Origin of the sequence: Paraburkholderia sp. RL17-383-BIF-A (genome assembly GCF_046028015.1) — a bacterium.
GTDB lineage: Bacteria > Pseudomonadota > Gammaproteobacteria > Burkholderiales > Burkholderiaceae > Paraburkholderia.
In genome coordinates this window covers 158,151-181,956 of sequence record NZ_JARESR010000007.1, presented here as the reverse complement: position 1 = coordinate 181,956, position 23,806 = coordinate 158,151, and the positions used below count along the sequence as shown (strand labels likewise).

Genomic DNA, 23,806 nt, shown 5'->3' with positions numbered 1-23,806 from the left:
TCCAGAAACGTCCAAAGTTTGGACAAGCCGTACGCTAAGCCAGAAGCTCCAGCACGAACTGTTGAATTTTCAGCTTCTGGTCGTCCGTCAGCACGTTGTTGGCGACCTTCATTACGAATTCATGGGGAGTCTGGGAAAACGTACCGACCTTTGCGCCCTGCTTCATGATATGAGTCGGTCTCTGACGCGTCCCTGCGGTAGTCGTTGCACTGTTACACAGAAAGCTCGCTAGCTTCGTCTGGTCGAGCTTGCCGCTCTCCAAGAGTGCCCACGCTTCCTCGAGTTTCCGGCTGATGGTTTCGTCGTCGCCCGCTTCCTTGAGGACCCTGACTATGTCCGCGGCTGCCGAACGGGAGAGGAGCTTAGGCCGGGCTGCTAGCCGCTTACGGATACTGTCAGGAAGACTTGCAAACGACAGGTAACGATAGAGGTCGGACCGTTGAATACCAAGCGACTCTGCCAGCTTCGTTCGCTTGGGAAAATGTTCTTCGAGGCGTTTGATGCTTTCCCCTATCTCAAAATCCGACAGGTCTTCACGTTCAATATTCTCAGCAAGCGCAAGAGTGGCACTGGTCGCCTCGTCAGCTGATATGACCAGCGCTTCGATTGTTGGTCTGGTCAGAAGCTTGTGCGCACGCAGGCGCCTTTCTCCTGCTATCAGCTCATACCGTTCACCCACGGCGCGTACGCTGATGGGCTGCAACAAGCCTACCGCGCTAATGGAGACGGCCAGTTCGCGGATTTCCTCTTCTGGAAAACTGGTCCGCGGTTGATACGGATTAGGATCGATCCTGTCGAGAGGGAGTTTGGTGTGCTGGCGACCGACATCGAAGTCGTCGCGATAGTTTGCTTCGCGATGGCGTTGCGTGTTTTCCTCCGCCTTTTGGGCCAGCAGTGCCTTCAGGCTTTTACTCATTTTTTCCTGCCTCCTCTGCGGCGTTGAGCTCCAGGGTCTGCGCCAGACTGGCGGCCAGCTGACGGAACTCGCGTGCCACTTTCGAGCTGCGGTCGAGCGCGTGAAGGCTCTGCTGCATCACAGCCGCCTGATTCACTTTCGTGCTAGTGGAAATCTTGATGGGCAGAATGTGGCCAAACGTCTTAAGAGCGGTACTTTCCAGAAGCTTGCACACCGTCTGCCGCTCATCGTGCTTGATGAGAAGTGCTCCGAGCAGCTTTACTGACGGATTGATGCGTTTGATCTTGTCGATGTGCTTTAACAGATCGTCCGCACCGTACAGTCCGTACTGGGAGCCGGACTCCACGGGCACGATAATGTGCGTCGCACTTGCCATCGCATTGCTTGTAAGAAGCTTGAGACTCGGCGGACAATCAATCAGGATAACGTCATAGATCCCGTCGGCTGGCTCGATCTTGCTACGCAGTTCTTCTGATGGCCGGGGAGTGACGTCCTTCAGTTCGTCTTCGGCTTTCCCCAGTGCGAGTGAGCCGTAGATCAGCGAAACACCGTCTATGTTTGTCTCTTCATGGATAGCCGCTGGCAAGCTCGCTACGTTGGACAGAAGTAGTTCTGCACTGGTGAAATCAACCCGGCTCGGATGAGTCTTGCCAATATGAAGGCTCGCATTCGCCTGGGGATCCATGTCGACGACCAGGACCTTGAGGCCAAGACGTCCGAATTCCGCCGCCAGATTGATGACGGTGGTCGTCTTTCCGCACCCGCCTTTGTGATTCGCGATTGCGATTACTTTTGTGTGGTCAAAGCTGCTCATCGTGCCCGGTATATCCATTTTTCGTGCACGATACGCGTGGTACGCGCCACTGTAAAGGCCGCCGTTGTAATCAGGGCAGACGTGGCGGTCGTTGCTACCGCGACATGCCCCCCTCGCCTCGCTCGATGAGGTGACAGTTTTCCGACCCGCCGCGTATGCGTTGATACCGTCAACAGCAGGCAGGCGCTTTTTGACCGCGAAGATAGTTATCGATTGCGACCTGAGGCGCCAGGACAACTGGCACACGCGCGTCCAAACTTTGGACAATTTGAGTCCAATAGCTCGGACCCAAGATCGCTACTAACTACGAGCGGCCCGCGAAAGGTGACTTATTGCGACCCGAAAAGTGCCGGTCAATTCGCTGACCTTCTCACCGTCTGGCGACGCCCAAAGTAATAACAGGTTGCCGCTTTTTCTTGCTTGAAAATTCCGTGACCATTAGCCATTCCAAGACTGACGCTGCTGCGAGCCCCAACGGCCCACGAAAGGTGACGGATTGCGATCCGGCGCGCATGGTCGGTGGCTGCGGCGCTCCGTGGCGACCCATGGTCACTTGAAAGTGACAGATTCCGGCCCATTGAGCCGATTGTTCTCAACATTCGCCTGCTACCGGACTGATGCCGAGTTCTTCTCGATGGGGCCGGCATACGAAAGGTGACGGATTACGACCCGGACGCATGAACTGTGGACGAGGCGCTTCATGGCGGCTCATGGCCCCCTCGAAAGTGACACATTCGGAACGACCGGCCGATTGCACTCAACGTTCGTCTGCAACGGAACGGGCGCCTAGTTCTTTTCGATTGAGCCGGCATACGAAAGGTGACGGATTACGACCCGGAGCGTATGAACGGTCGGACGTAGCGCTCATAGCGACTCATGGACCTTGAAATCCGGTCCATCGGCCGGTTGCTTCACCTTTGACCTCCTTCAAGACGTAGCGTCAAACGCTTTCGATATGGTCTGCATCCGAAAGGTGACAGATTACGGCCCGTCCTGCATCCAGTGCGACTGCACGAACCCGAACGCTCTTCGATGTTGCCTGTATCCGAAAGGATACAGATTACGGCCTGTCCTGCATCCAGTTCGCCTACGCGAACCAGAACGCCGGTCGCTGTTGTCCGCATACGAAAGGTGACGGATTACGGCCTGTCCCGGCACGCGGTTTCTCCCGTAAGCGATTCGTTGATCTTCATGCAATCACCAAAGAAACTACGAGGGTGAGTCTGTTGTCTGTTTCCGCGCGTCCAAACTTTGGACAAACTTGCTTCCAACGAAGGGAAACTTTTTATACCTAAGGGGCGAAAGGTGACCGATTGCGACCCGCCAAGTATTGTATTTGGTCTAGATTGCCAGAAGCGGGACAGATCGCCCGGAAACATTCCGCTGGGTCCCTCATGTTCAAACCTTTGAACGGACGTTTCTAAAGTCGCACATCCGGCCGCCTTAATACCTCGCAATGTCGCAGACTTGGATAAGCGCAATTGGGCGCGATCGAACGACTCGAACGCGCCTTGGCGCTGCTTCTGGTCGTGCTTGGCGAATCATCCGTCTGATGCAGACGGGCCGTAGGCGCCCCGAGTTGGATGCCGAACCGTTCTTTGATGCCGATGAGATCCGCAGCGCGTGTTTTTTGACCGACGTCAAGCAGCCGGCTTGGTCCAAGCTCAACGAGGAGCTGCGTTTGATCGCGCGCCAAGTCGATTCTTTGGCCGCAAAGGCGACGGCGAACCCGGTGCGAAAGCCATCTGGCTGCGACTCGAAAGAGGTTCACGTCGCCGGGAAGGAACAAGACCTCGATTTCCCAGCGCGCCCATACCAGTTGATCAATTCAAGCGCTTCCTGCCGCGACGTGGCTTAGCGGTTGGTCAGCAAGCGCCATTCGATCGGCTTGACGCCGCCTAGCGCATCAAACCCGCGCACCCAGGGTCGTGGCCGCCACGGCTTGACCCACGCCCGGCGGCAATTCGATGCGCCGCAGCCGCACGTACTGACGCACCTGCCGTGCCGTCACGCCATGACGCGAGCCCGTCGCTTCGCGGCACGGCTTTGAGGAAGATAAATATTTCTAAGCTTCTTTATAAAACCTTTAGTAATACAGTTTGTAGAACCTTTGTAAAACCTTTTGTAAACGCTTGGTGGCGGGCCTGTGAGCCTTACCTGGCAAGGCTTTTAAGCCGATCGTCTTTTACGAAAGGTGACATATTACGGTCCGGCGGTGACAAATTCCGGCCTAGAGTGGACAAATTCCGGCCCAGAGTGGACGAGAACCGGCCCAGACGTGACATTTTCCGACCGTTATCCACAATGGTGACTTGCGGGTCTCGTGTCATCTTTCTACAATCATCACTTTATTGGACATGGTTATTTTCGTGCGGCCAGTTAGGAGAAGAGAACTTTGAACGACCTGCTGCGGGCCGTCCGACCGTTGGACCAGGAGATTCCGTTGGAGGCCGCGGAACTGATTGCATCCATGGCGATTGAGCTCGGCGCATCTCCCGACGAGATACTCGAGGTTGACGGCCGGATCAAAGGGACGGTGGCAATGAGCAGAGCATTGGTGAATGCACAGCACGGCCTGTCGTTGAACGAAAAGCGCTTGATGATGACTGCATTGCGCAGCATTGACAGCCGCAAGTCACCTTATCAACACGGCAAGGCGGATGGATACGTCTCTGTGAGGATAAAGGCGGAAGAATTTGCCGCCGTTGCTGCGTTGGCACCTCGAAGTGGGGAGAAACAGGCTGCCGCCGCGTATCAGGGCATGAAAGAGGCTTGCGCCAGTCTGTTGGAGCGGAAGCTCAGCTACATGGATGGCAAGAAGAGGGTGCAACTGCGGTGGGTGTGGAAAGCCACATATCACGACGGCGAAGCGTGGGCCGAGATCTGTTTTTCGCCGGATCTGACGCCTCATATCTTTTTGCTGCAGCGCAAGTTTGTGAGCTATCAGCTTGATTTTGCACGTGGTTTGCAGTCAATCTATTCGTGGCGGCTTCTGGAACTCCTGATGAGGGAAAAGGACCGGGGTGTGCTTCTGATCACGGTCGAGGATTTACGCACGGCGCTGGAAGTGCCCCCAACCTATCGCTTTGCCGACATCAAACGGCGGGTGATCGACATGGCGGTCAGCGAACTGAACGAGAAGGCCGACCTGGTGATTGACTGGAAAGGCATCAAGCGCGGTCGGGCAGTCCACTCGCTCGAATTCCGGTTTATCGAAAATCCGCAGCGACGTCTGCCCATCGATATGGCTGATTAGTAGTCCGCGGGAATTGAGTTACGCAGTCGCGAAAGTCAAGGCACGCCAAGCATTCTGGCAGGGCTGTTCATTCTCGTAGCATCGCAGACGCAGCGCCGCAAACGTTCAGAGTTCAAGCGCATTGCGATGCCGCTCGATGGTGATGCTTTGGCCCGATGCAGCCCGCATGCAGTTCAGCCCATAGAGTGCACGTGTGCCAGAATTTCGGGCTTTGTTCGCGTCGAGCAGCGATCCTCTCGCACGACCACATCGAGCATTGATGATTCTGTTCGCTATTGACCGGTGACCACGGATGGGCATCTGCCAAGTTGCGGCGCTCATTACGGAGCTGCTGACCGACCACGCGGTCTCGCTGGTGCGCACGCAGCCGTCAATGCGGTGACCGCGTTCGACCGTATGCGAGACGCTGACGATTTGCCGTAGCAGCGGCTGCCAGTCTTCTTCCAGCCAGTTCTCCGGCACGCTCCAGATGAGCACAGTACGCGTCTCGATACGGCGGTGTGCCTTGTAGTGCTTCACGTTGCATGGGCCGCAGCGCAACAGCGGGCACGATCCTCACAGACGGCAAGCAGGGGCGGTTCGTCGCCCTCGATCTGCACAAACACATCGGCTCCTTTTCCCAGCGCAAGCGATTCGATCAGATTCTGCGCGGCAGGAATCCCGTTCGGCTTCTCACGACCTCGACATGGCCGAGCACGATCAGACCATGATGATCGAACGCCGAAACGGTGTGTCAGGCAGCCATATCATCCAGACGCGGGGCATCTGCCGCGCAACACCTCGCCGTCCAGCGCAATGAAACGTCGTCCGGATGAGGCCAATGGCAGATGATCAAGAAAACCAATGGCCGGCGTCTTTACCACGTGGAGTGAACGATTGAACGATCGATGGCGGTAAGGACACAAACCGATACGTAGTCATGTTGCATCCGGACTGCGCGTGCTCTCGGGCTCTCGGTGGTGAAAACCGGCTCATGACAAATCAGCTTACAAAGGCTTGAGCGTGGTGCGGTGAAAGTCGAACGCTACTTTCTTCGAAAGGAGGGCACGGCAGTTTTCGCTGTGAGATTACGTCGCTTTATAACAATTCTTATCCTAACTTAAGCGCGGTTTTATACGTAGGTCCTAAGCATGACATAATGGCGGGTTTGCGGCGCCATAGAGCGCCGCGCGTCATCCGTGGCCGCTTCGATACCTAGGCGTGGTGCGTTGTCGGCGGGATATTGCAGCACAACAGGATGACCCTCGAGAACGGAGAAAGCATGTCGTCTTCCCATGCGAAGCAAGCTGTACGCACGCTCGTCACCGGAGCGAGCGGCTTTACGGGCCGATATCTGGTCGAGCACCTGCTTGGCCGAGGCCACACTGTGATCGAAACAGTGGCCGGGCGCAACGAGCCTGAAACGACCACCCGGCTCAGACTCGACATCACCTCGCCTGACGCATGTCGGCGTGTGATGGAAGCCGTGCGGCCTGACTACATTGTGCATCTTGCGGCAATCAGCTTCGTGGGCCATAACGATCCGCTCGACTTCTACCGCGTGAATGTGCTCGGCACGCTGAATCTGCTGGAAGCGTGCGCAGCCGTAGGTCACACGCCGCGCAAGCTCCTGATTGCGAGCAGCGCGAACGTATATGGCAATGTGACAAGCGACGTCATTGACGAAAGTTTCCCGCTCACGCCAGTGAACCACTATGCCGCTAGCAAGGCGGCGATGGAAACGATGGTGCACACGTGGTTCGACCGGCTGCCGATCCTGATCGTGCGGCCGTTCAATTACACCGGCCGCGGCCAGGCGTCGAACTTCCTCGTGCCGAAGATCGTGGAACATTTTGCGCGTCGCGAGGCGTCGATCGAGCTCGGCAATATCGACGTGGCGCGAGATTTCTCCGACGTGCGATACGTGGCGAACGCATATGAAGCGCTGCTCGAGGCCGAGGCTGCTGCTGAAACGGTCAATGTGTGTACTGGGACACCGTACACGTTGCGCGAGATTCTATCTGCCGCGAGTGATCTCACCGGGCATGAGCTTGAGATCCAGGTCAATCCTGCCTTTGTGCGGCAAACCGACGTGAAGATGCTGGCAGGATCGCCGGCGAAGCTACGCTCGCTGGTGCCGATGGTAGAGGCAATTCCGTTCCTAGATACGTTGCGGTGGATGTTGGCGGCGTAGGGAACATGCGGGGAGCGCGTGGTCGGGTCGCTTCACCGTAGAGGAAAATAATAAGATTTACGCAAATTTCATCCGAAGTTCGTTGAACACCTTGAGCCAGAACTTCACGTCCTCGATCTGTCCGTTCCACAGGCCGAGCACGTCGCCTTGGCCATCGGCCTGGATGCCTAGCGAAATATACGGCCTTGTTGCTCACCACGCCGTCGTCCCGGATGTCCATGCGCAGCGCGTCGAAGAACACCACTGGGTACATCGCTTCAAGCAGGCGGCTTTGTCAGGCGGGGTTTCGGCGATCGCCTCATCGGCGACCGAGCTGATGAAATCGGGTGGCACCTCGGTGCAATAAGTTTCCGCCAGAAACACACGGGTCTCGCACGCGCTCATGCCGCGGGCGTACATCGAGATCATGCGTTCGTCGAAGCCAGTAAAAGGCGCTCGCGTTTGGAAATCAGGACGGGCTCGAAACTGCTCTTGCTATCACGCGGCAGATCGATCCTGACGAGGCTGCGTTCGTTGGTCTAGTCAGATGGTTTGGGCCGACCGGGTAGGTGCTCCAGATGCATGTTCATCTCGGCGCCCATTGTGCGCTCGACGAGCGCGTTGCTAAATGCCAGCATCAGATCCTGAACTTCAGAGGGCGTCATTGGACCCTTCACCAAGTGAATCGAGCAGACCAAGCAGGGCAGGCAACGGTCGCCGGGCCGCGCCTGTCCTGTCCACCGTTCATTTCTTCTTCATCGGCATATCCATGATTTTCACCTCTCGTGATATGTCTCGTCCACGAAATTACGGATAGGTCCCGCAAGAAGCACGCTAAAGGTCGCATCGCGGTTGAAGACGCAATCGCCACTAAAAACAACACTTATCTGTTCAGCAAAGGACTCGCACTGTCCTGATTCTCGACGCCACGTCTTTTCCCTTTCTCACGCGCACTCGAGCGGCATTGCGGCCCATTAACAACGAAGCGCATTGAGTGGCGCTTAACGAGAAAGCCTTGCAATTGCCTTAGTTTTGATATGCTCTCGCTCCAGTTCGCATGGACGTTCTCCGTGCACTCGTAACCTTGGCCCGCGTGCTCGAGTTGCGCCAAATCCCATAATCAGTCAGACAATCCTTCATGAGCCGGTTACAGATTTCGAAATCCATTTTTAAAGCGTATGACATTCGCGGTGTAATCGGCAAGACGCTCGACGCCGACGCAGCGCGTTCGATCGGCCGCGCGTTCGGCAGCGAAGTGCGGGCGCGAGGCGGCGACGCCGTGGTGGTCGCGCGCGACGGCCGCCTGTCGGGTCCCGAACTGATCCAGGCCCTGTCGGACGGTCTGCGTGCGGCCGGCATCGACGTGGTCAACGTGGGCATGGTGCCCACGCCGGTCGGTTATTTCGCGGCCAGCGTGCCTTTGCAGCTCGACGGCGGCGAGCGCCGCGTCGATTCGTGCATCGTGGTGACGGGTAGTCATAATCCGCCGGACTACAACGGCTTCAAGATGGTCCTGCGCGGCGCGGCCATTTACGGCGAGCAGATTCTCGCGCTGCATCAGCGCATCGTCGACGAGAACTTCTCTGAAGGCAGCGGCACGTACACCGAGTACGACATCGCCGACGCCTATCTCGATCGCATCGCGAGCGACATCAAGCTCGCGCGTCCCATCAAGATCGTGGTCGACACCGGCAACGGCGTCGCCGGCGGCCTCGCGCCCAAGCTGTTCAAGAAGCTCGGCTGCGAACTGGTCGAACTGTTCACCGAGATCGACGGCAATTTCCCGAACCATCACCCGGACCCGGCTCACCCGGAAAACCTGCAGGACGTGATTCGCGCGCTGAAGGAAACGGACGCTGAAATCGGTTTCGCTTTCGACGGCGACGGCGACCGCCTGGGCGTGGTCACCAAAGACGGCCAGATCATCTATCCGGACCGTCAGCTCATGCTGTTCGCGGAAGAAGTGCTGTCGCGCAACAAGGGCGCGCAGATCATTTACGACGTGAAGTGCACGCGCAACCTCGCCAAGTGGGTGAAGGACAAGGGCGGCGAGCCGCTCATGTGGAAGACCGGCCACTCGCTCGTCAAGGCGAAGCTGCGCGAAACCGGCGCACCGCTCGCCGGCGAAATGAGCGGCCACGTGTTCTTCAAAGACCGCTGGTACGGTTTCGACGACGGCCTGTACACGGGCGCGCGCCTGCTCGAAATCCTCACGCGTGTGGAAGATCCGAGCAAGCTGCTGAACTCGCTGCCGAACTCGAACTCCACGCCGGAACTGCAACTGAAGCTCGAAGAAGGCGAAAACTTCGAACTGATCGCGCGCCTGCAGCAGAGCGCGACATTCACTGGCGCGGACGACGTCGTGAAGATCGACGGCCTGCGTGTCGAGTATCCGGACGGCTTCGGTCTCGCGCGTTCGTCGAACACCACGCCGGTCGTGGTGATGCGTTTCGAAGCCGATAACGACGCGGCGCTCAAGCGCATTCAGGAAGACTTCCGCCGCGTGATCCTCGCGGAGAAGCCCGACGCGAAGCTGCCGTTCTAAACGCTGAAGCGGCGGCGCGGTTCGAAGTGAGCCGGCGCTGTCGTCGAACGCGGCGCGGGTTTCTTTTACCGCGCCGCGTTTTTTCATGCGATTTACATGTAACGCGCTAGAATTGCCGTCCTCGTGAGAAAACGCCGAGTTTCTCACCTCCTTCGAGGGCCCGGCGCACAGCGACGGGTTCGAGGGCTCTCTCAACGCATCTTCGGGCCGGATAGCCGGTTTTCCCACTCTTGAGCGTGCAAAAGATATTGATCGTGAGGGTGTCGTCACTGGGCGACGTCGTTCACAATATGCCGGTGATCGCCGACATCCGACGCCGCCATCCCGAGGCTCAGATCGACTGGCTCGTCGAAGAAAGCTTCGTGGGGCTCGTGCAACTCGTGAGCGGCGTGCGGCGGGCCATTCCGGTGTCGCTGCGGCGCTGGCGCAAACGCATTCTGTCGCTCGACAACTGGCGCGAGATCGGCGCCTTCCGCCGTGCGCTCGCCGCCGAAAACTACGACCTTGTGATCGACTGCCAGGGGCTCATCAAGACCGCGTGGGTCGCGAGCATGGCGCGCGGGCCGCTGGTCGGCCTCGCGAACCGTACCGAGGGCGCGGGCTTCGAATGGCCGGTGCGCTTCTTCTACGACAAGCGCGTGCCGATCGAGCCGCGTACGCATGTGGTGGAACGCACGCGCCAACTGGTGGCCGCGGCGCTGAACGACCCGGCGCCGCAACCCACCGACGACATCGACTTCGGCCTCGATACGGGCCGGGCCGCGCTGGCGTTGTCTGAAGCGAACCTGAACCTGCCGGTGCCGTACGTCGTGTTCGTGCACGCTACCTCGCGCGCCGACAAGCAATGGCCGGATACCGCATGGATCGAACTGGGGCAGTCGCTGGTGCGGCGCGGCGCGTCGATCGTGCTGCCGTGGGGCAGTGAGGAGGAGCGCGCCACCAGTGAGCGCCTCGCCAAAGAATTCGGCGCCGCGGCCATCGTGCCGCCGAAGCTCTCGTTGCCGGCGGTGGTCGGCCTGATCGAAGGCGCGGCCGCGACGGTCGGAGTTGACACAGGTCTCGTTCACATCGCCGCGGCGCTGAAGCGCCCGACCATCGAGTTGTACAATTTCGCCACCGCGTGGCGCACCGGCGGCTACTGGTCGCCGAACGTCGTCAATCTCGGCACGGCCGGACAGCCGCCCACGCTGCAACAGGTGAAGTCGGCACTCGCGGGCTTCGGCCTGCTGTAACACGTCCGGGGCGCTTCGCCTTGCGCTCCAACCGTTTTCAAGGGCGACCATGAACGAAACCCAGATCATCGAAGTAGCGAACGCCGACTGGCACGGACGCAATCTGTCCGTGCCGCGCGAGACGCTGCTCGCCGGCGTCGAACGCGGCAAAGTGCTGTATTTCCCGAATCTGCGCTTCGCGATCGAAGGCGGCGAGCAGGCGCTGCTCGACCCCGCGCTCGCCGACCCGAACCGCAAGAACATCAGCCTCGAACCGAATGGCGGCGCGTTGCACGGCGTGGCCGGCGACGCCGTTACGCAATCGGCGGTCCGCGCGTTGATCGCGCGTTATCAGGCCAACGCGCGCACGCTGGTCGACGGGCTCTTTCCCGAATACAACGGCAGACTGCGCGTGGCGCCGACCAGCCTGCGGCTGCATCAGGTGGAAACGCGCGAGACCTCATGGCGCAAAGACGACAGCCGTCTGCATGTGGACGCCTTTCCTTCGCGGCCGAACTACGGCGAGCGCATTTTGCGCGTGTTCACCAACGTCAATCCGCATGGCGCGCCGCGCGTGTGGCGAGTCGGCGAACCGTTCGAGGACATGGCCAAACGCTTCCTGCCGCGCATCAAACCGCAGATGCCGGGCTCGGCATGGCTGCTGAACCTGCTGCACGTGACCAAATCGCCGCGCAGCGAGTACGACCATCTGATGCTGAATCTGCACGACGGCATGAAAGCCGATCTCGAGTATCAGAAGTCGAGCCCGCAGGAAACCATGCCGTTTCCACCCGGCAGCGTGTGGGTGTGTTTCTCGGATCAGACTTCACACGCGGTGATGTCCGGCCAGTTCATGCTGGAGCAGACCTTCTTCCTGCCGGTCAAGGCAATGGCGCAGCCCGAATGCGCGCCGCTCGGGATTCTCGAACGCCTCAAGGGCAGGGCGCTGGTTTGAGCGCCGCGGTCCAGTTGCGGGTTTCCCGATCGCCGGTTTCGCTCAGCGCGCCGGCTCGCGCTTTCAGACTGGCGGAGTGCCAATGCTGAGGGCGATCTATCAAGCACTCTGGTGGATCATCGCGCCGCTGGCGGTGTTGCGTCTGTTGATCCGCTCGCGCAAGGAACGTGGCTATCGCGAGCATATCGGCGAGCGTTTCGGCTATTCGCGCGGCCGGCTGCCTGAGGACAACGCGCCGTTGATCTGGGTGCACGCGGTGTCGGTGGGCGAGACGCGCGCCGCGCAACCGCTGATCGACGCGCTGATGAAGGCGCGTCCCGACGCCCGCATTCTGTTGACCCATATGACGCCGAGCGGGCGCGCCACCGGCGAGCAGATTTTCGGCGACCGTGTTTTGCGCAGCTATCTGCCGTACGACATGCCACACGCGGTGCGGCGGTTTTTGCGGACGTGGCGGCCGTCGCTCGGTCTGGTGATGGAAACCGAAGTGTGGCCCACGCTGATCGACGAATGCCGTCGCGCGGACGTGCCATTGGTGCTGACCAACGCGCGAATGTCGGCGCGTTCGTACAAACGCGCGGCCAAGTTCGGCAATGCGACCAAAGACGTGTTCGGCGGCTTTGCACGCGTGCTGGCGCAAAGTCCGTCGGATGCCGAGCGGCTGACCGCGCTCGGCGCGCGCAATGCAGCGGTGCTTGGCAATCTGAAATTCGACATGACCACGCCGCCGGAGTTGGCGGCGCGCGGGCATGCGTGGCGTGCGGCGATCGGCGCGCGTCCGGTGTGGGTCGCGGCCAGCACGCGCGAGGGTGAAGAGGAACTGGTGCTGCAAGCGTTCGCGGCGCTCGGCATGAAAGAGGCGCTACTGATTCTGGTGCCGCGTCATCCGCAACGTTTCAACGAAGTCGCGGGGCTGGTCGAGAAGGCCGGGCTGCGGCTCGAACGGCGTTCGGCGTGGGCGCCGGATGCGAAGGTGGCGTCGGCGGCACATGCGAGCGGCGGGGTGGCGGCTTTGCCCGCGGGCGTCAACGTGCTGCTCGGCGATTCGATGGGCGAATTGGGCGCTTACTATGCCGCTTCGGATCTGGCGTTCATCGGCGGCAGTTTGTTGCCGTTGGGCGGGCAGAATCTGATCGAGGCGTGCGCGGTCGGCGTGCCGGTGCTGATTGGGCCGCACGTGTTCAACTTCACGCAGGCCACCGCCGATGCCGTGGCGGCGGGCGCGGCCGTACAGGTGCAGGACCCGGCCGATCTGGCGCGGGCATTGCGTGAGTTGTTCGGCGATAAGGCCAGAAGGCTGGCCATGGGCGGCGCGGCCTCGGCGTTCGCCGCGCGCCATCGCGGCGCGACCGCGCGAACCGTGGATGTGTTGATGGCGTTGTTGCCGGAAGTGGAGTGAGGAAGGCCGACCGTGAAACGCGGCGCTGGGTTTATCGCTTCGAGCGTCGATAAATAATATATTCTCCGAAGGTCGGGCCGGTCTGTTTCCAGCCCTGTGACTCAAACGCTTTATCACCGCCTGCAATGACGCTTTTCACCGACCTCGGTTTTCAATGGGACCGCACCGCGATTCCGCAAGACATTCCGACTCATTCGATCAAACGGGTCTGCTTCCGTTTTCATCGAATGCTGCCGGAATTCGTGTGGGATGCGAGTGTGCTCGAAGGCAATCCTTTTACGTTTCCAGAGGTCAAGACGCTGCTTGACGGCATTACTGTCGGTGGCCGGAAGATTTCTGATCAGGAGCAGGTTCTGAACCTCGCGGAGAGTTCAAAGCACCTGCTCGCGATCGTGCAGAACGGGCGGTTTGCACTCGACAAGACCACGTTCTGCGACTTGCATCGCCTTGTCGCGCGTAACGAGGCTCTCGAGTGGGGCGTCTTCCGCGGGGAGGGGGAGGAAACGCGATACACGCCCGACGTCGCATTGGGCGAGGCAGGACGCCATACTCCATTGCCGACTTTGCCGGGCGCGCCGGAACTGAACCGCGTTTTTTCCGCGGGCACGCGTGCACTGACTGATCAAGTCTCCAACGCCTTCGAGCGCGGTTGCGCTTTTTTCCTCTTCGGCGCGTTGCAGCAGTTCTTCTTCGACGGCAACAAACGCACCTCACGCTTCATGATGAACGGCGTGCTGATGGCGAACGGTATCGACGCGATCAGTGTCCCCGCGCAACGCGCGGCCGACTTCAACGAAAAGATGGTGCGTTTTTATCTATCGAAGGACGGCTCCGAAATGATGGCATTCCTGCTTGAATGCCATCCGGGCGAGTGAAGCTTCACACCTTCAACAACCCCTTCTTCTCGATAAACTTCACCACCTCATCCAACCCGTCGAGCGCCTTCAGATTGGTCATCACGAAGGGCCGCTCGCCGCGCATCTTCTTCGCGTCCGAGGCCATTACTTCGAGATTCGCGCCGACCATCGGCGCGAGGTCCGTCTTGTTGATCACGAGCAGATCGGACTTGGTAATGCCAGGGCCGCCTTTGCGCGGAATCTTCTCGCCACCGGCCACGTCGATCACATAGATCGTCAGGTCCGACAGTTCCGGACTGAACGTCGCCGCGAGGTTGTCGCCGCCCGATTCGATAAACACGATATCCGCATCCGGAAAGCGCGTCAGCATACGGTCGACAGCTTCGAGATTGATCGAGGCGTCCTCGCGAATCGCCGTATGCGGACAGCCGCCGGTCTCGACGCCCATGATCCGCTCAGCGGGCAACGCGCCGGCCACGGTCAGCAGACGCTGGTCCTCTTTCGTATAGATGTCGTTGGTGATGGCGACCAGGTCGTACTGTTCGCGCATCGCCTTGCAGAGCATTTCGAGCAGCGTGGTCTTGCCCGAGCCGACCGGACCGCCGACGCCCACGCGCAGCGGCGGCAGCTTTTTCGTGCGAACGGTCGAGTGGGCGGAATGATGAGGTGCGTTCATGATGGATCGTGTTATGAGCGAAAGAGTCGCGAATACTGCGACTCGTGGCGCGCCGACAGAATGCCGAGCTGCGGCGCGAAGGTGTTGATGTTCTCGGGCGATGTGGCGAGAGCGCGCGTCACGGCGGCGTCGATTGGCTCGCGCAGCGCGACGATGATGCGTTGACCGGCGAGCTGTCCCAGCGGCACGGCTTTCAATGCGGCGGCCGCCTGGTTTTCGACCCAGCTGAAGGCGTAGGCGGCGAGGGCGGCGTCGACGGCTGCGTCGTGCGCGTAAGCGGCGAAAGCGAACGCGGTGGGCTGCGCGAGCGGTGTCATCGAGGCGAGCGTCGCGCGCCGGTCAGCGTCGCCCCATTCGAGCGACGCGCACAACTGGCGCAACGACCAGCCCATCTGTTCCGTTTCGCGGCGCAATTCCGCGGATTCACGGCTTGCGAGGAATTCGCTGTTGGCAACGCGCAAGCCTTCCGCGTCATGCGTGCGCCAGCGCTCCATCTGGTGCGCGAGGAACGGCAGTTCGCCGTGCGCGAGCACGTCGGTCAAGCCGCTGGCGATCCACTCGCGGGCGGAATCCGCATCGGTGATCAACTGCGCTTCGATGGCGGCTTCGAGACCCTGCGAGTAGCTGAATGCGCCGATCGGCAACGCCGGCGACGCCAGATGCAGCAGCGCCGTCAGTTCAGCGATGCGCATGATGATGGTGATGTCCGTGGCCGCACGATTCGTCGTGAACGTGATCGCCGTGATCGTGGTCATGATCGTGCGCATGGTCATGGCCGTGATCGTGCGCATGCGAATGCGAATGCTCATGCGCCGCGTGACTATGCCCATGCTCATGGTCATGCGAATGCTCATGCGAATCCTCATGCCCATGATGCTCGCCGAACACCTGCTGCGCGAGCGCGTAGTCTTCGGCGAAGGTCTCGTCGTGACCGTGTTTATGGCCGCCGCCATACGCGCCGGATTCCGGCTGGAACGGCATCGAAACCTGATCGACTGTTGCGCCGATGCGCTTGAGCATATCGGCCAGCACCGGATCGTATTCGAGCTTCAGATAGTCCGCGCCGACTTCCACCGGCGTGTGGCGATTGCCGAGGTGATAGGCGGCGCGAGTCAGAGTCAGCGCATCTTTCGCGCGCACGTAGAGGACCGTTTCAGGTGCCGCGACGACGCGCACGAGGCCGCCGTCGTCGGCGATCAGCACGTCGCCGTCTCGCAGCACGGTGCCGCGCGGCAACACCAGCGCGACTTCTTCGCCGCTGTCGAGCGTGGCCGCGAGCCGGCTCTTGCGCCGGTCGTCGAACGCCAGCGTCAAGGTCGGCGCGCGCTTCACCAGCACGGGAGCGAGCTTCAGATGCGGCGCAATCAGTTTGTCGATGGTACGCATGGTCAGAACAGGAAGTAGCGTTGCGCCATCGGCAGCACGGTGGCCGGTTCGCAGGTCAGCAACTGACCGTCGGCGATCACCTGATAGGTTTCCGGATCGACGCTGATCGCCGGACGCCACGCGTTGTGGATCATGTCTGCCTTCGAAATGTTGCGGCAGTTCTTGACCGCAACGATACGCTTGTTCAGACCATAGCGTTCGGCGACGCCGGCGTCCGCGGCCATCTGCGAGACGAAGGTGAGCGACGTGCGGCCCAATGCGCCGCCGCGCGTCGCGAACATCTCGCGATAGTGCACCGGCTGCGGTGTGGGGATCGACGCGTTCGGGTCGCCCATCTGCGCCATCGCGATCATGCCGCCCTTGAGAATCAGCGACGGCTTGATGCCGAAAAACGCCGGCTCCCAGAACACCAGGTCGGCCCATTTACCCGGCTCGATCGAGCCGACTTCATGCGCGATGCCGTGCGTGATCGCCGGGTTGATCGTGTACTTGGCGACGTAGCGCTTGGCGCGGAAGTTGTCGTGCCGCGCGTTGTCTTCGGGCAGCGCGCCGCGTTGCACTTTCATCTTGTGCGCGGTCTGCCACGTGCGAATGATCACTTCGCCCACCCGGCCCATGGCCTGCGAATCCGACGACAGCATGGACAGCGCGCCGAGATCGTGCAGGATATCTTCGGCCGCGATGGTCTCGCGGCGAATGCGCGACTCCGCAAAGGCGATGTCTTCCGCAATCGACGGATCCAGGTGGTGGCACACCATCAGCATGTCGAGATGCTCTTCGAGCGTATTGACGGTGTACGGGCGCGTCGGATTGGTCGAGGAGGGCAGCACGTTCGCTTCGCCGCATACCTTGATGATGTCCGGTGCGTGGCCGCCGCCCGCGCCTTCCGTGTGATAGGTGTGGATCGTGCGGCCCTTGAACGCGGCCACGGTCGCTTCGACGAAACCCGCTTCGTTCAGCGTGTCCGTGTGAATCGCGACCTGCGTGTCGGTGTCGTCCGCAACGGAGAGGCAGTTGTCGATCGCGGCAGGCGTCGTGCCCCAGTCCTCGTGCAGCTTCAGGCCGATCGCGCCCGCGGCGATCTGTTCGAGCGCCGGTTGCGGCTGGCTCACGTTGCCTTTGCCGAGAAAGCCGAGGTTCATCGGATAACCGTCGGCCGCTTGCAGCATGCGTTCGAGATGCCACGGACCCGGCGTGCAGGTGGTCGCGTTCGTACCCGTGGCCGGACCCGTGCCGCCGCCGAGCATCGTGGTCACGCCGCTCGCAAGCGCTTCTTCGATCTGCTGCGGGCTGATGAAGTGAATGTGCGTATCGATGCCGCCCGCCGTCACGATCAGGCCTTCGCCCGCGATCACCTCGGTGGACGCGCCGATCGCGATCGTCACGTTCGGCTGAATGTCGGGATTGCCCGCTTTGCCGATCGCGGCGATGCGGCCGTTCTTGATGCCGATGTCGGCCTTGACGATGCCCCAGTGATCGAGAATCACCGCATTCGTCACGACGGTATCGACCACGTCGGCATGCACGCGTTGCGACTGGCCCATGCCGTCGCGAATCACTTTGCCGCCGCCGAATTTCACTTCTTCGCCGTAGGTGGTGAAGTCGCGCTCGACTTCGATCAGCAACTCGGTGTCGGCGAGGCGTACGCGGTCGCCGGTGGTGGGGCCGAACATTTCCGCGTATGCGCGGCGGCCAATGCGTAAGGTCATGGTGTGGGTCCGGAAATGTGCAGGGCGGTTCAGGCGAAGGAGCGCGCGTGGCGCATCACAGCTTGCCCATCACCTTGCCGTTGAAGCCGTAGACGACGCGATCGCCCGCCAGTTCGACCAGTTCGACGGTGCGCTCCTGACCGGGCTCGAAGCGCACGGCGGTGCCCGCCGCGATGTTCAGCCGGAAGCCGCGCGCAGTTTCGCGATCGAACGCGAGTGCGTCGTTCACTTCGTAGAAATGATAGTGCGAGCCGATCTGCACCGGACGGTCGCCGGTATTCGACACGACCACCGTGACGGTCGCGCGGCCCGCGTTGAGCTCGTGTTCGCCGTCGTCGATGAGGAGTTCGCCGGGAATCATCTGGGCTGCCTTGCGTGTTTAAGGAATCGGGTGGTGAACGGTGACGAGCTTGGTGCCGTCGGGGAATGTGGCTTCGACCTGGATGTCGGGGATCATCTCGGGCACGCCTTCCATGACGTCGTCACGGGTGAGCAGCGTGGTGCCGTAGTGCATCACTTCGGCGACGGTCTTGCCGTCGCGCGCCGCTTCCATCAGCGCGGCGGTGATGAAGGCGATCGCTTCCGGGTAGTTCAGTTTGAGGCCGCGTGCGCGGCGCCGTTCGGCAAGCAGCGCGGCGGTGAAGATCAGCAGCTTGTCCTTCTCGCGAGGTGTCAGCTTCATCGAATGTGTGCGTAGGGTTGCAACGGTTGTGGCGGCGGTCCTGGTCGGGACCGGCTGCGACAATGATAGGCGCTGCGCGTCATGGCCGCGATCAGGTGCGAGGCACGGGATGCGTCCATGACGAGTGCAATGCCGGATAAGCCGGTCACGGTATCAATTTCGCCTAACGGCACGCTTACAGATCGGCCGGCAGCGGCGCGCTGAACCACTTCTTCGACATCGTGTTGAGCGTGCCATCCTGCTTCGCCTGTGCGATGGCCGCGTTCACTTTCTGCTGCAGGCGCGGCTCGTTCTTGTTCATGCCGACGAAGCACGGCGAATTCTTGATGACGAACTTCGGTTCCGGGCGGCGCGGCGGATTCTTCGCGAGGATCGCGGCCGCGACGATGTTGCCCGCGGCGATCAACTGCACCTGGCCCGAGAGGAACGCGGCGATCGTTGCGTTGTTGTCCTCGAAGCGCTTGATGGTCGCGTTCGGGGCCATTTGCGTGAGACCGATCTCTTCCAGCGCACCGCGGGTTGCGCCGACTGTCTTGCCGGTCAGGTCGGCGGGGCCGCTGACCTTGATGTCGGCCGGACCGAACACGCCTTGGTAGTACGGCGCATAGGCCGTCGAAAAATCGATCACCTTCTCGCGATCCGGCGTTTTGCCGAGCGACGAGATCACCAGATCGACCTTGCCTGTTTGCAGATACGGAATACGGTTGGCGCTATTGACCGGCACGAGTTCGAGCTTCACGTTCATCGACTTCGCGAGCAGGGCGGCCGTGTCGATATCGTAGCCTTGCGGCTTCATGTCCGCGCCGACCGAACCAAACGGCGGATAGTCTTCCGGCACGGCGACTTTCAGCACGCCGGCCTTGGCAATGTTATCGAGGGTGTCCGCGTGAGCGGCGGGCGCATGGATGGCGAGGACGGGCGAGAGCAACAATGCGGCGAGCCAGGCGCGACGCGCGGGGCGGAGAGTCGATCGTGTCATGTTCTGTGAGCGGAGGTGGCAACGAGCCGGTCGGCTGCCGTCAGGGCGCGGCAGCATCGTGGGGGATTTTGATGCAAGGTATGTGCCATGGCGGTGCAGCATGGGCTGACGGCCGACGGAATAACGGGCGCACATAATTGACGCGGCGCGACGCGCCAAATTGGTGCGCGACGCGTCTTACGACGGTGAAAGGAGGGCGGTCACTTTCCGCAGGAAAGCATCCACGAATACCGCGACGGCGCGCGCAGCGCCGCCGGAAGAATGACTGCTGTGTCACAGACGGGGAATGTGCGAGAACCCAGATTCCAGATGCACCACTACCGAGGCTGCGCGAGGGACCCGCTTATAAGCTGGCGGTTCAAAGCCGCTTTCTTTGCTTACTTTCTTTGCGGCGGCAAAGAAAGTGAGTGCCGCCCCGCACAGGGGCAACGCTAATGGACCACTAAGAAATCAAGGAAAGGCCAAAAAACCAAAAAACCCCACCAAATTCAAGTCGCCCAAATCCGCAAAGGCACAGCCCCAACCCCATGCACAACCGGCCGCAACTGAAGCCAGCACTGAGTCAAAGCCTGCTGCAGCGTCTCCATAGACCGCGAGACAGCGCGCACGATCACCACCCCTGAGGTCACACAAGAAGCCGCACCTCTAATCGACCCATCAAACGACAACTGAGCGGTAAGCGCTTCAGCGAGCGCATCATCGCAAGCCGCGCCGACCGCCCAAAGCGTTCCATAAGCAGGAAATCCGGCGAGCCCCTGAGCCGCATCGCGCAGCGAGTCATTCGCCGAGAGGCTGGCCCGCTCGAGCCAAAGCAACTCGCCGTTAGCGCCAACGATCCGCGACAGCGAACGCAAGCTCCCTTGCGACCACCGCTCACCGGCAGCCTGCCGTCCGAGTTGAGTTGCATCCCATCCCAAAGCCGTGGCACCCTCACCGAGCGTCAACGAAAAATCCAGACTGGCATTCGCATGATCGAAAACGATATTGTTCTGCGGCAGCCAGTCGAGCTTGGCCCGCGCGCCGACACGCACATCGATACGCTGCCGCGCTTCACGCCCATTGGACTTGTACCACTTGGTCGCCCCAGGCGTGGTAATGACAGCATGCGCTGCGTCGCCAACCGCAACATCAATAGCGAGCTCATCACCGCCCGCGATCCCACCAGGCGGATGCACGATCACCGCATGACAAACGCCATATCCTTCCGGATAGAGCGGCCTTTGAACCCGCAAAGGCCCATCGTGCAGCCGATGCTTGAGCGTAGTCCGCTCACCATCCCTGACAAAACCGAGTTCAAGGCGCGCGCGCCATTGCGAATGCGCGCCGGCTTGCGCGGTAGCGAGGGTAGCGTGATTTTCGTGAAGCGACATGCGAATGAAATGCGACCAGACGGAGAACAGCAAAGCGTGCCTGCGCACGTCAGACAGCGCTCAACCGCGCTGCCACAGGATGCGTCGAGAATAGCACGCGCGGTGCGTGACGCCGCTCACACGGCGATCAGCGTGCGCACGCCATCGGCATCCATATTGGCGCCTTCTCCGCCCGCGATGATCTCGCCGCGGCTCATCACCCAATACCGATCCGCGATCTCTTTGGCGAAGTCGTAATACTGCTCGACGAGCAGCACCGTCATGCCCATTTCCTCCACCAGTTGACGCAGCGTGCGGCCGATATCCTGAATGATCGAAGGCTGAATGCCCTCGGTGGGCTCGTCGAGAATCAACAGTTGGGGATCGCTCATCAACGCGCGGCCAATGGCGAGCTGTTGCTGCTGCCCGCCGGAGAGATCGCCGCCGCGCCGGCTGCGCATATCCTTTAACACCGGGAACAGTTCGTAGATACGATCCGGGATCTTCTTGGGCGCCTTCTTGCTGGCGGCGCCCACCAGCAGATTTTCCTCGACGGTCAGCCGCGGAAAGATATCGCGGCCTTGCGGCACATAAGCGAGGCCTTTTTCCACGCGCGAGTAGGTCGGCAGTTTGGTGATCGGCGCGCCGCGCCAGGCGATCGAGCCGCTTTTCGTCTGCACGACACCCATCAGGCAGCGCAGCAGCGTGGTTTTGCCCACGCCGTTGCGGCCGAGCAGGACAGTGAGTTTGCCGTCGGGCACGGTGAGTTTCACATCGCGCAGGATGTGGCTGCCGCCGTAGTACTGGTTCAGGTTTTCTACTTCTAGCATGTGCGTTCGACCCTTTGTTTCACCGTCCCGTTTGCGAGACCCGCTTCACCGGCCCAGATAAGACTCGATGACCGTCTCGTCGCGCTTCACTTCGTCGAGCGTGCCGTGGGCGAGCACACGCCCTTCGGCCATCACCGTCACCTTGCCGGTCGAGCCTGATAGCGCCGCCACGAACTCCATATCGTGCTCGACGACCATCATCGAACAGGTGCCGCGCAGATGATTGAGCAATTCGGCCAACTGCATGGTTTCGTCGTCGGTCATGCCGGCGGCCGGCTCGTCGAGCAGGAGCAGCGCCGGTTGCTGCATCAGCAGCATGCCGATTTCGAGCCGTTGCTTCTGGCCGTGCGACAGTTCGCCGGCAAGACGCCGCGCCTCGCTCTCGAGGCCGATCAACGCCAGCGTCTCTTCGATGCGCGCCTGTGCCTCGCGGTCGAGCCGCGCGCGTAGCGACGCCCACCAACCCTTGTCGGCCTTCATCGCCAGTTCGAGGTTTTCCCACACGGGATGCTGTTCGAACACCGTGGGCTTCTGAAATTTCCGGCCAATGCCCGCACGCGCGATGGACGGCTCGTTCATGCGCGTCAGATCAATCGACTGGCCGAGAAACACCTTGCCGGAATCCGGCTCGGTCTTGCCGGTGATGACGTCCATCATGGTCGTTTTGCCGGCGCCGTTCGGACCGATGATGCAGCGCAATTCGCCGGCGTCGATCGTCAGCGTCAACGCGTTCAATGCACGAAAACCGTCGAAGCTCACGGTCACGTCTTCGAGATACAGGATCGTGCCGTGCGACACGTCGATCTCGCCGGGCACGACCGCGCGGCCCATGCTCGCCACACCGCTCAACGAGGTTTCAGCGGGATCTTCCGGTAACGCCAGATCAGGAACCATCGGGTTTTCGTTCATGAGCGGTTCCTTTTGCGCGTCACGAGTTCGATCAGCCCCATGATGCCGTTCGGCAGGAACAGCGGGACCAGCACGAAAATCAGACCGAGAAAGAACAGCCAGTATTCAGGGAAGTTCGCCGTAAAGAAGCTCTTCGCGCCATTCACGGCGAAGGCGCCGATGATCGGGCCGATCAGCGTGCCGCGTCCACCCACGGCGACCCAGATCGCCATTTCGATCGAGTTGCCCGGCGACATCTCGCCCGGGTTGATGATGCCGACCTGCGGCACGTACAGCGCACCGGCGATGCCGCACAACACGGCGGACACGGTCCACACGAACAGCTTGTAGGCAAGCGGGCTATAGCCGAGGAACATCAGGCGCGTTTCGCCGTCGCGCACCGCGGTTACCACGCGGCCGAGCTTCGAGGTGACGATGGCGCGCGCGCCGAGGAACGCGAGGATCAGCACAGCGAACGTGATCAGCAGCAGCGCGGTGCGCGTGCCTGGATGCGTGATCGGAAAGCCGCCAATGCGCTTGAAGTCGGTAAAGCCGTTATTGCCGCCGAAGCCCGTCTCGTTGCGATAGAACAGCAGCATCGCGGCGAAGGTCATGGCCTGCGTGATGATCGACAGATACACGCCCTTCACCCGCGAGCGGAACGTGAAGAAGCCGAACACCCACGCGACCACCGCCGGCACCAGCACCACCAGCAGCAGCGCGTAGCCGAGATGCTGCGTGCCTTGCCAGTACCAGGGCAACTGATGCCAGTCGAGAAACACCATGAAGTCGGGCAGGTCGCTGCCGTATTTGCCTTCGTGGCCGATCGAGCGCATCAGATACATACCAATCGCGTAGCCGCCGAGCGCGAAGAACAGCGCGTGCCCCAGGCTAAGAATGCCGCAATAGCCCCACACGAGATCAAGCGCCAATGCCGCGATCGCGTAGCACATGAACTTGCCGGTGATCGTCATTGCGTACGCGGACAGATGCAGCGCGCTCGTCTCCGGCACCACCAGCGTGGCGAACGGCACGCCGAGCCCGAAGACGATGATCAACGCGATCAGCGCAAGCCACGCGCGCCGTGACAGCAGCGCGGGACGCGGCGGCAGGCCGAGCGCGAAACCCGCTTGCGCTTCGCGTCCGGCGAGCGCGCCGCCGCCGCTTGCGCCGACGTGAGCCGATGAAGTTGCAGATGTCAT

Annotated in this window: 21 protein-coding genes and 2 pseudogenes; 8 read left to right on the top strand and 15 right to left on the bottom strand. The window is 61.1% G+C overall.

Translation table 11 applies throughout. The features are described from left to right. Nucleotides 1-34: 34 nt before the first annotated feature. Both P0D71_RS11150 and P0D71_RS11145 read right to left on the bottom strand, forming a co-directional pair. Complete coding sequence (locus tag P0D71_RS11150; protein ID WP_408479978.1) at nucleotides 35-916, bottom strand: ParB/RepB/Spo0J family partition protein; 882 nt, start codon at nucleotides 914-916, stop codon at nucleotides 35-37. Further along, entirely contained in the window at nucleotides 909-1,730 is an 822-nt protein-coding gene (locus tag P0D71_RS11145; protein ID WP_408299161.1) for a ParA family protein, read from the bottom strand. Before P0D71_RS11145 ends, P0D71_RS11150 begins: the two co-directional genes overlap by 8 nt. A gap of 1,478 nt (nucleotides 1,731-3,208) precedes the next feature. Between P0D71_RS11145 and P0D71_RS11140 the strand changes: the two are divergent. Both P0D71_RS11140 and P0D71_RS11135 read left to right on the top strand, forming a co-directional pair. Continuing rightward, nucleotides 3,209-3,494, top strand: a pseudogene (locus P0D71_RS11140) (IS4 family transposase); the annotation flags it as partial. Between the two features lie 631 nt (nucleotides 3,495-4,125). Beyond that, nucleotides 4,126-4,986 (top strand): replication initiation protein, encoded by an 861-nt coding sequence (locus tag P0D71_RS11135; protein WP_408299163.1) that lies wholly within the window; start codon nucleotides 4,126-4,128, stop codon nucleotides 4,984-4,986. A 105-nt stretch (nucleotides 4,987-5,091) separates the two neighbouring features. On the opposite strand, the gene P0D71_RS11130 is transcribed toward P0D71_RS11135, so the two are convergent. Continuing rightward, nucleotides 5,092-5,505 (bottom strand): hypothetical protein, encoded by a 414-nt coding sequence (locus P0D71_RS11130; protein ID WP_408479977.1) that lies wholly within the window; start codon nucleotides 5,503-5,505, stop codon nucleotides 5,092-5,094. Nucleotides 5,506-6,247: 742 nt separating this feature from the next. Between P0D71_RS11130 and P0D71_RS11125 the strand changes: the two genes are divergently transcribed. Further along, nucleotides 6,248-7,159, top strand: a complete 912-nt coding sequence (locus P0D71_RS11125; RefSeq protein ID WP_408299166.1) for a GDP-mannose 4,6-dehydratase — start codon at nucleotides 6,248-6,250, stop codon at nucleotides 7,157-7,159. A gap of 66 nt (nucleotides 7,160-7,225) precedes the next feature. On the opposite strand, the pseudogene P0D71_RS11120 reads toward P0D71_RS11125, so the two are convergent. Continuing rightward, nucleotides 7,226-7,879: pseudogene (locus tag P0D71_RS11120) on the bottom strand (transposase); the annotation flags it as partial. A 397-nt stretch (nucleotides 7,880-8,276) separates the two neighbouring features. Between P0D71_RS11120 and P0D71_RS11115 the strand changes: the two are divergent. The 5 genes from P0D71_RS11115 to P0D71_RS11095 all read left to right on the top strand — a co-directional run bounded on the left by P0D71_RS11115 (nucleotide 8,277) and on the right by P0D71_RS11095 (nucleotide 14,123). Beyond that, nucleotides 8,277-9,683, top strand: a complete 1,407-nt coding sequence (locus P0D71_RS11115) for a phosphomannomutase/phosphoglucomutase (protein ID WP_408479976.1) — start codon at nucleotides 8,277-8,279, stop codon at nucleotides 9,681-9,683. A gap of 230 nt (nucleotides 9,684-9,913) precedes the next feature. After that, nucleotides 9,914-10,915: a lipopolysaccharide heptosyltransferase I gene (gene waaC / locus P0D71_RS11110; protein WP_091796493.1), complete on the top strand. Its 1,002-nt coding sequence runs from the start codon at nucleotides 9,914-9,916 to the stop codon at nucleotides 10,913-10,915. Between the two features lie 49 nt (nucleotides 10,916-10,964). Next, a complete protein-coding gene (kdoO, locus tag P0D71_RS11105) occupies nucleotides 10,965-11,849 on the top strand; it encodes a Kdo hydroxylase KdoO (protein WP_091796492.1) in 885 nt (294 codons plus the stop codon). Between the two features lie 82 nt (nucleotides 11,850-11,931). Further along, nucleotides 11,932-13,248, top strand: coding sequence for a lipid IV(A) 3-deoxy-D-manno-octulosonic acid transferase (gene waaA, locus P0D71_RS11100; protein WP_408479975.1), 1,317 nt, complete (start codon nucleotides 11,932-11,934; stop codon nucleotides 13,246-13,248). 125 nt (nucleotides 13,249-13,373) lie between these two features. Continuing rightward, nucleotides 13,374-14,123: a Fic family protein gene (locus P0D71_RS11095; protein WP_408186485.1), complete on the top strand. Its 750-nt coding sequence runs from the start codon at nucleotides 13,374-13,376 to the stop codon at nucleotides 14,121-14,123. A gap of 4 nt (nucleotides 14,124-14,127) precedes the next feature. On the opposite strand, the gene ureG is transcribed toward P0D71_RS11095, so the two are convergent. The 11 genes from ureG to urtC all read right to left on the bottom strand — a co-directional run bounded on the left by ureG (nucleotide 14,128) and on the right by urtC (nucleotide 23,806). Beyond that, the gene (gene ureG / locus P0D71_RS11090; protein ID WP_091796489.1) at nucleotides 14,128-14,781 is read right to left on the bottom strand and encodes an urease accessory protein UreG; all 654 of its coding nucleotides are present in this window, start codon (nucleotides 14,779-14,781) and stop codon (nucleotides 14,128-14,130) included. 11 nt (nucleotides 14,782-14,792) lie between these two features. Next, entirely contained in the window at nucleotides 14,793-15,473 is a 681-nt protein-coding gene (locus tag P0D71_RS11085; RefSeq protein ID WP_408345340.1) for an urease accessory protein UreF, read from the bottom strand. Next, the gene (ureE, locus tag P0D71_RS11080) at nucleotides 15,460-16,167 is read right to left on the bottom strand and encodes an urease accessory protein UreE (RefSeq protein ID WP_408479974.1); all 708 of its coding nucleotides are present in this window, start codon (nucleotides 16,165-16,167) and stop codon (nucleotides 15,460-15,462) included. Before ureE ends, P0D71_RS11085 begins: the two co-directional genes overlap by 14 nt. Nucleotides 16,168-16,169: 2 nt before the next feature. Then, a complete protein-coding gene (ureC, locus tag P0D71_RS11075) occupies nucleotides 16,170-17,876 on the bottom strand; it encodes an urease subunit alpha (RefSeq protein ID WP_091796486.1) in 1,707 nt (568 codons plus the stop codon). Between the two features lie 55 nt (nucleotides 17,877-17,931). After that, nucleotides 17,932-18,237, bottom strand: coding sequence for an urease subunit beta (locus P0D71_RS11070; protein WP_408479973.1), 306 nt, complete (start codon nucleotides 18,235-18,237; stop codon nucleotides 17,932-17,934). A gap of 18 nt (nucleotides 18,238-18,255) precedes the next feature. Beyond that, nucleotides 18,256-18,558 (bottom strand): urease subunit gamma, encoded by a 303-nt coding sequence (gene ureA / locus P0D71_RS11065; RefSeq protein WP_011487082.1) that lies wholly within the window; start codon nucleotides 18,556-18,558, stop codon nucleotides 18,256-18,258. A gap of 175 nt (nucleotides 18,559-18,733) precedes the next feature. Beyond that, the gene (locus tag P0D71_RS11060; RefSeq protein ID WP_408344712.1) at nucleotides 18,734-19,537 is read right to left on the bottom strand and encodes a transporter substrate-binding domain-containing protein; all 804 of its coding nucleotides are present in this window, start codon (nucleotides 19,535-19,537) and stop codon (nucleotides 18,734-18,736) included. 488 nt (nucleotides 19,538-20,025) lie between these two features. Then, entirely contained in the window at nucleotides 20,026-20,907 is an 882-nt protein-coding gene (locus tag P0D71_RS11055; RefSeq protein WP_408479972.1) for an urease accessory protein UreD, read from the bottom strand. Nucleotides 20,908-21,023: 116 nt separating this feature from the next. Next, nucleotides 21,024-21,716 carry an urea ABC transporter ATP-binding subunit UrtE gene (gene urtE, locus P0D71_RS11050; protein WP_408186490.1) on the bottom strand — a complete coding sequence of 231 codons (693 nt, stop codon included), beginning with the start codon at nucleotides 21,714-21,716 and terminating at the stop codon, nucleotides 21,024-21,026. Nucleotides 21,717-21,761: 45 nt separating this feature from the next. Beyond that, complete coding sequence (gene urtD / locus P0D71_RS11045; RefSeq protein ID WP_091796480.1) at nucleotides 21,762-22,625, bottom strand: urea ABC transporter ATP-binding protein UrtD; 864 nt, start codon at nucleotides 22,623-22,625, stop codon at nucleotides 21,762-21,764. Next, nucleotides 22,622-23,806: an urea ABC transporter permease subunit UrtC gene (urtC, locus tag P0D71_RS11040; RefSeq protein WP_408186491.1), complete on the bottom strand. Its 1,185-nt coding sequence runs from the start codon at nucleotides 23,804-23,806 to the stop codon at nucleotides 22,622-22,624. The genes urtD and urtC overlap by 4 nt, the downstream gene beginning before the upstream one ends.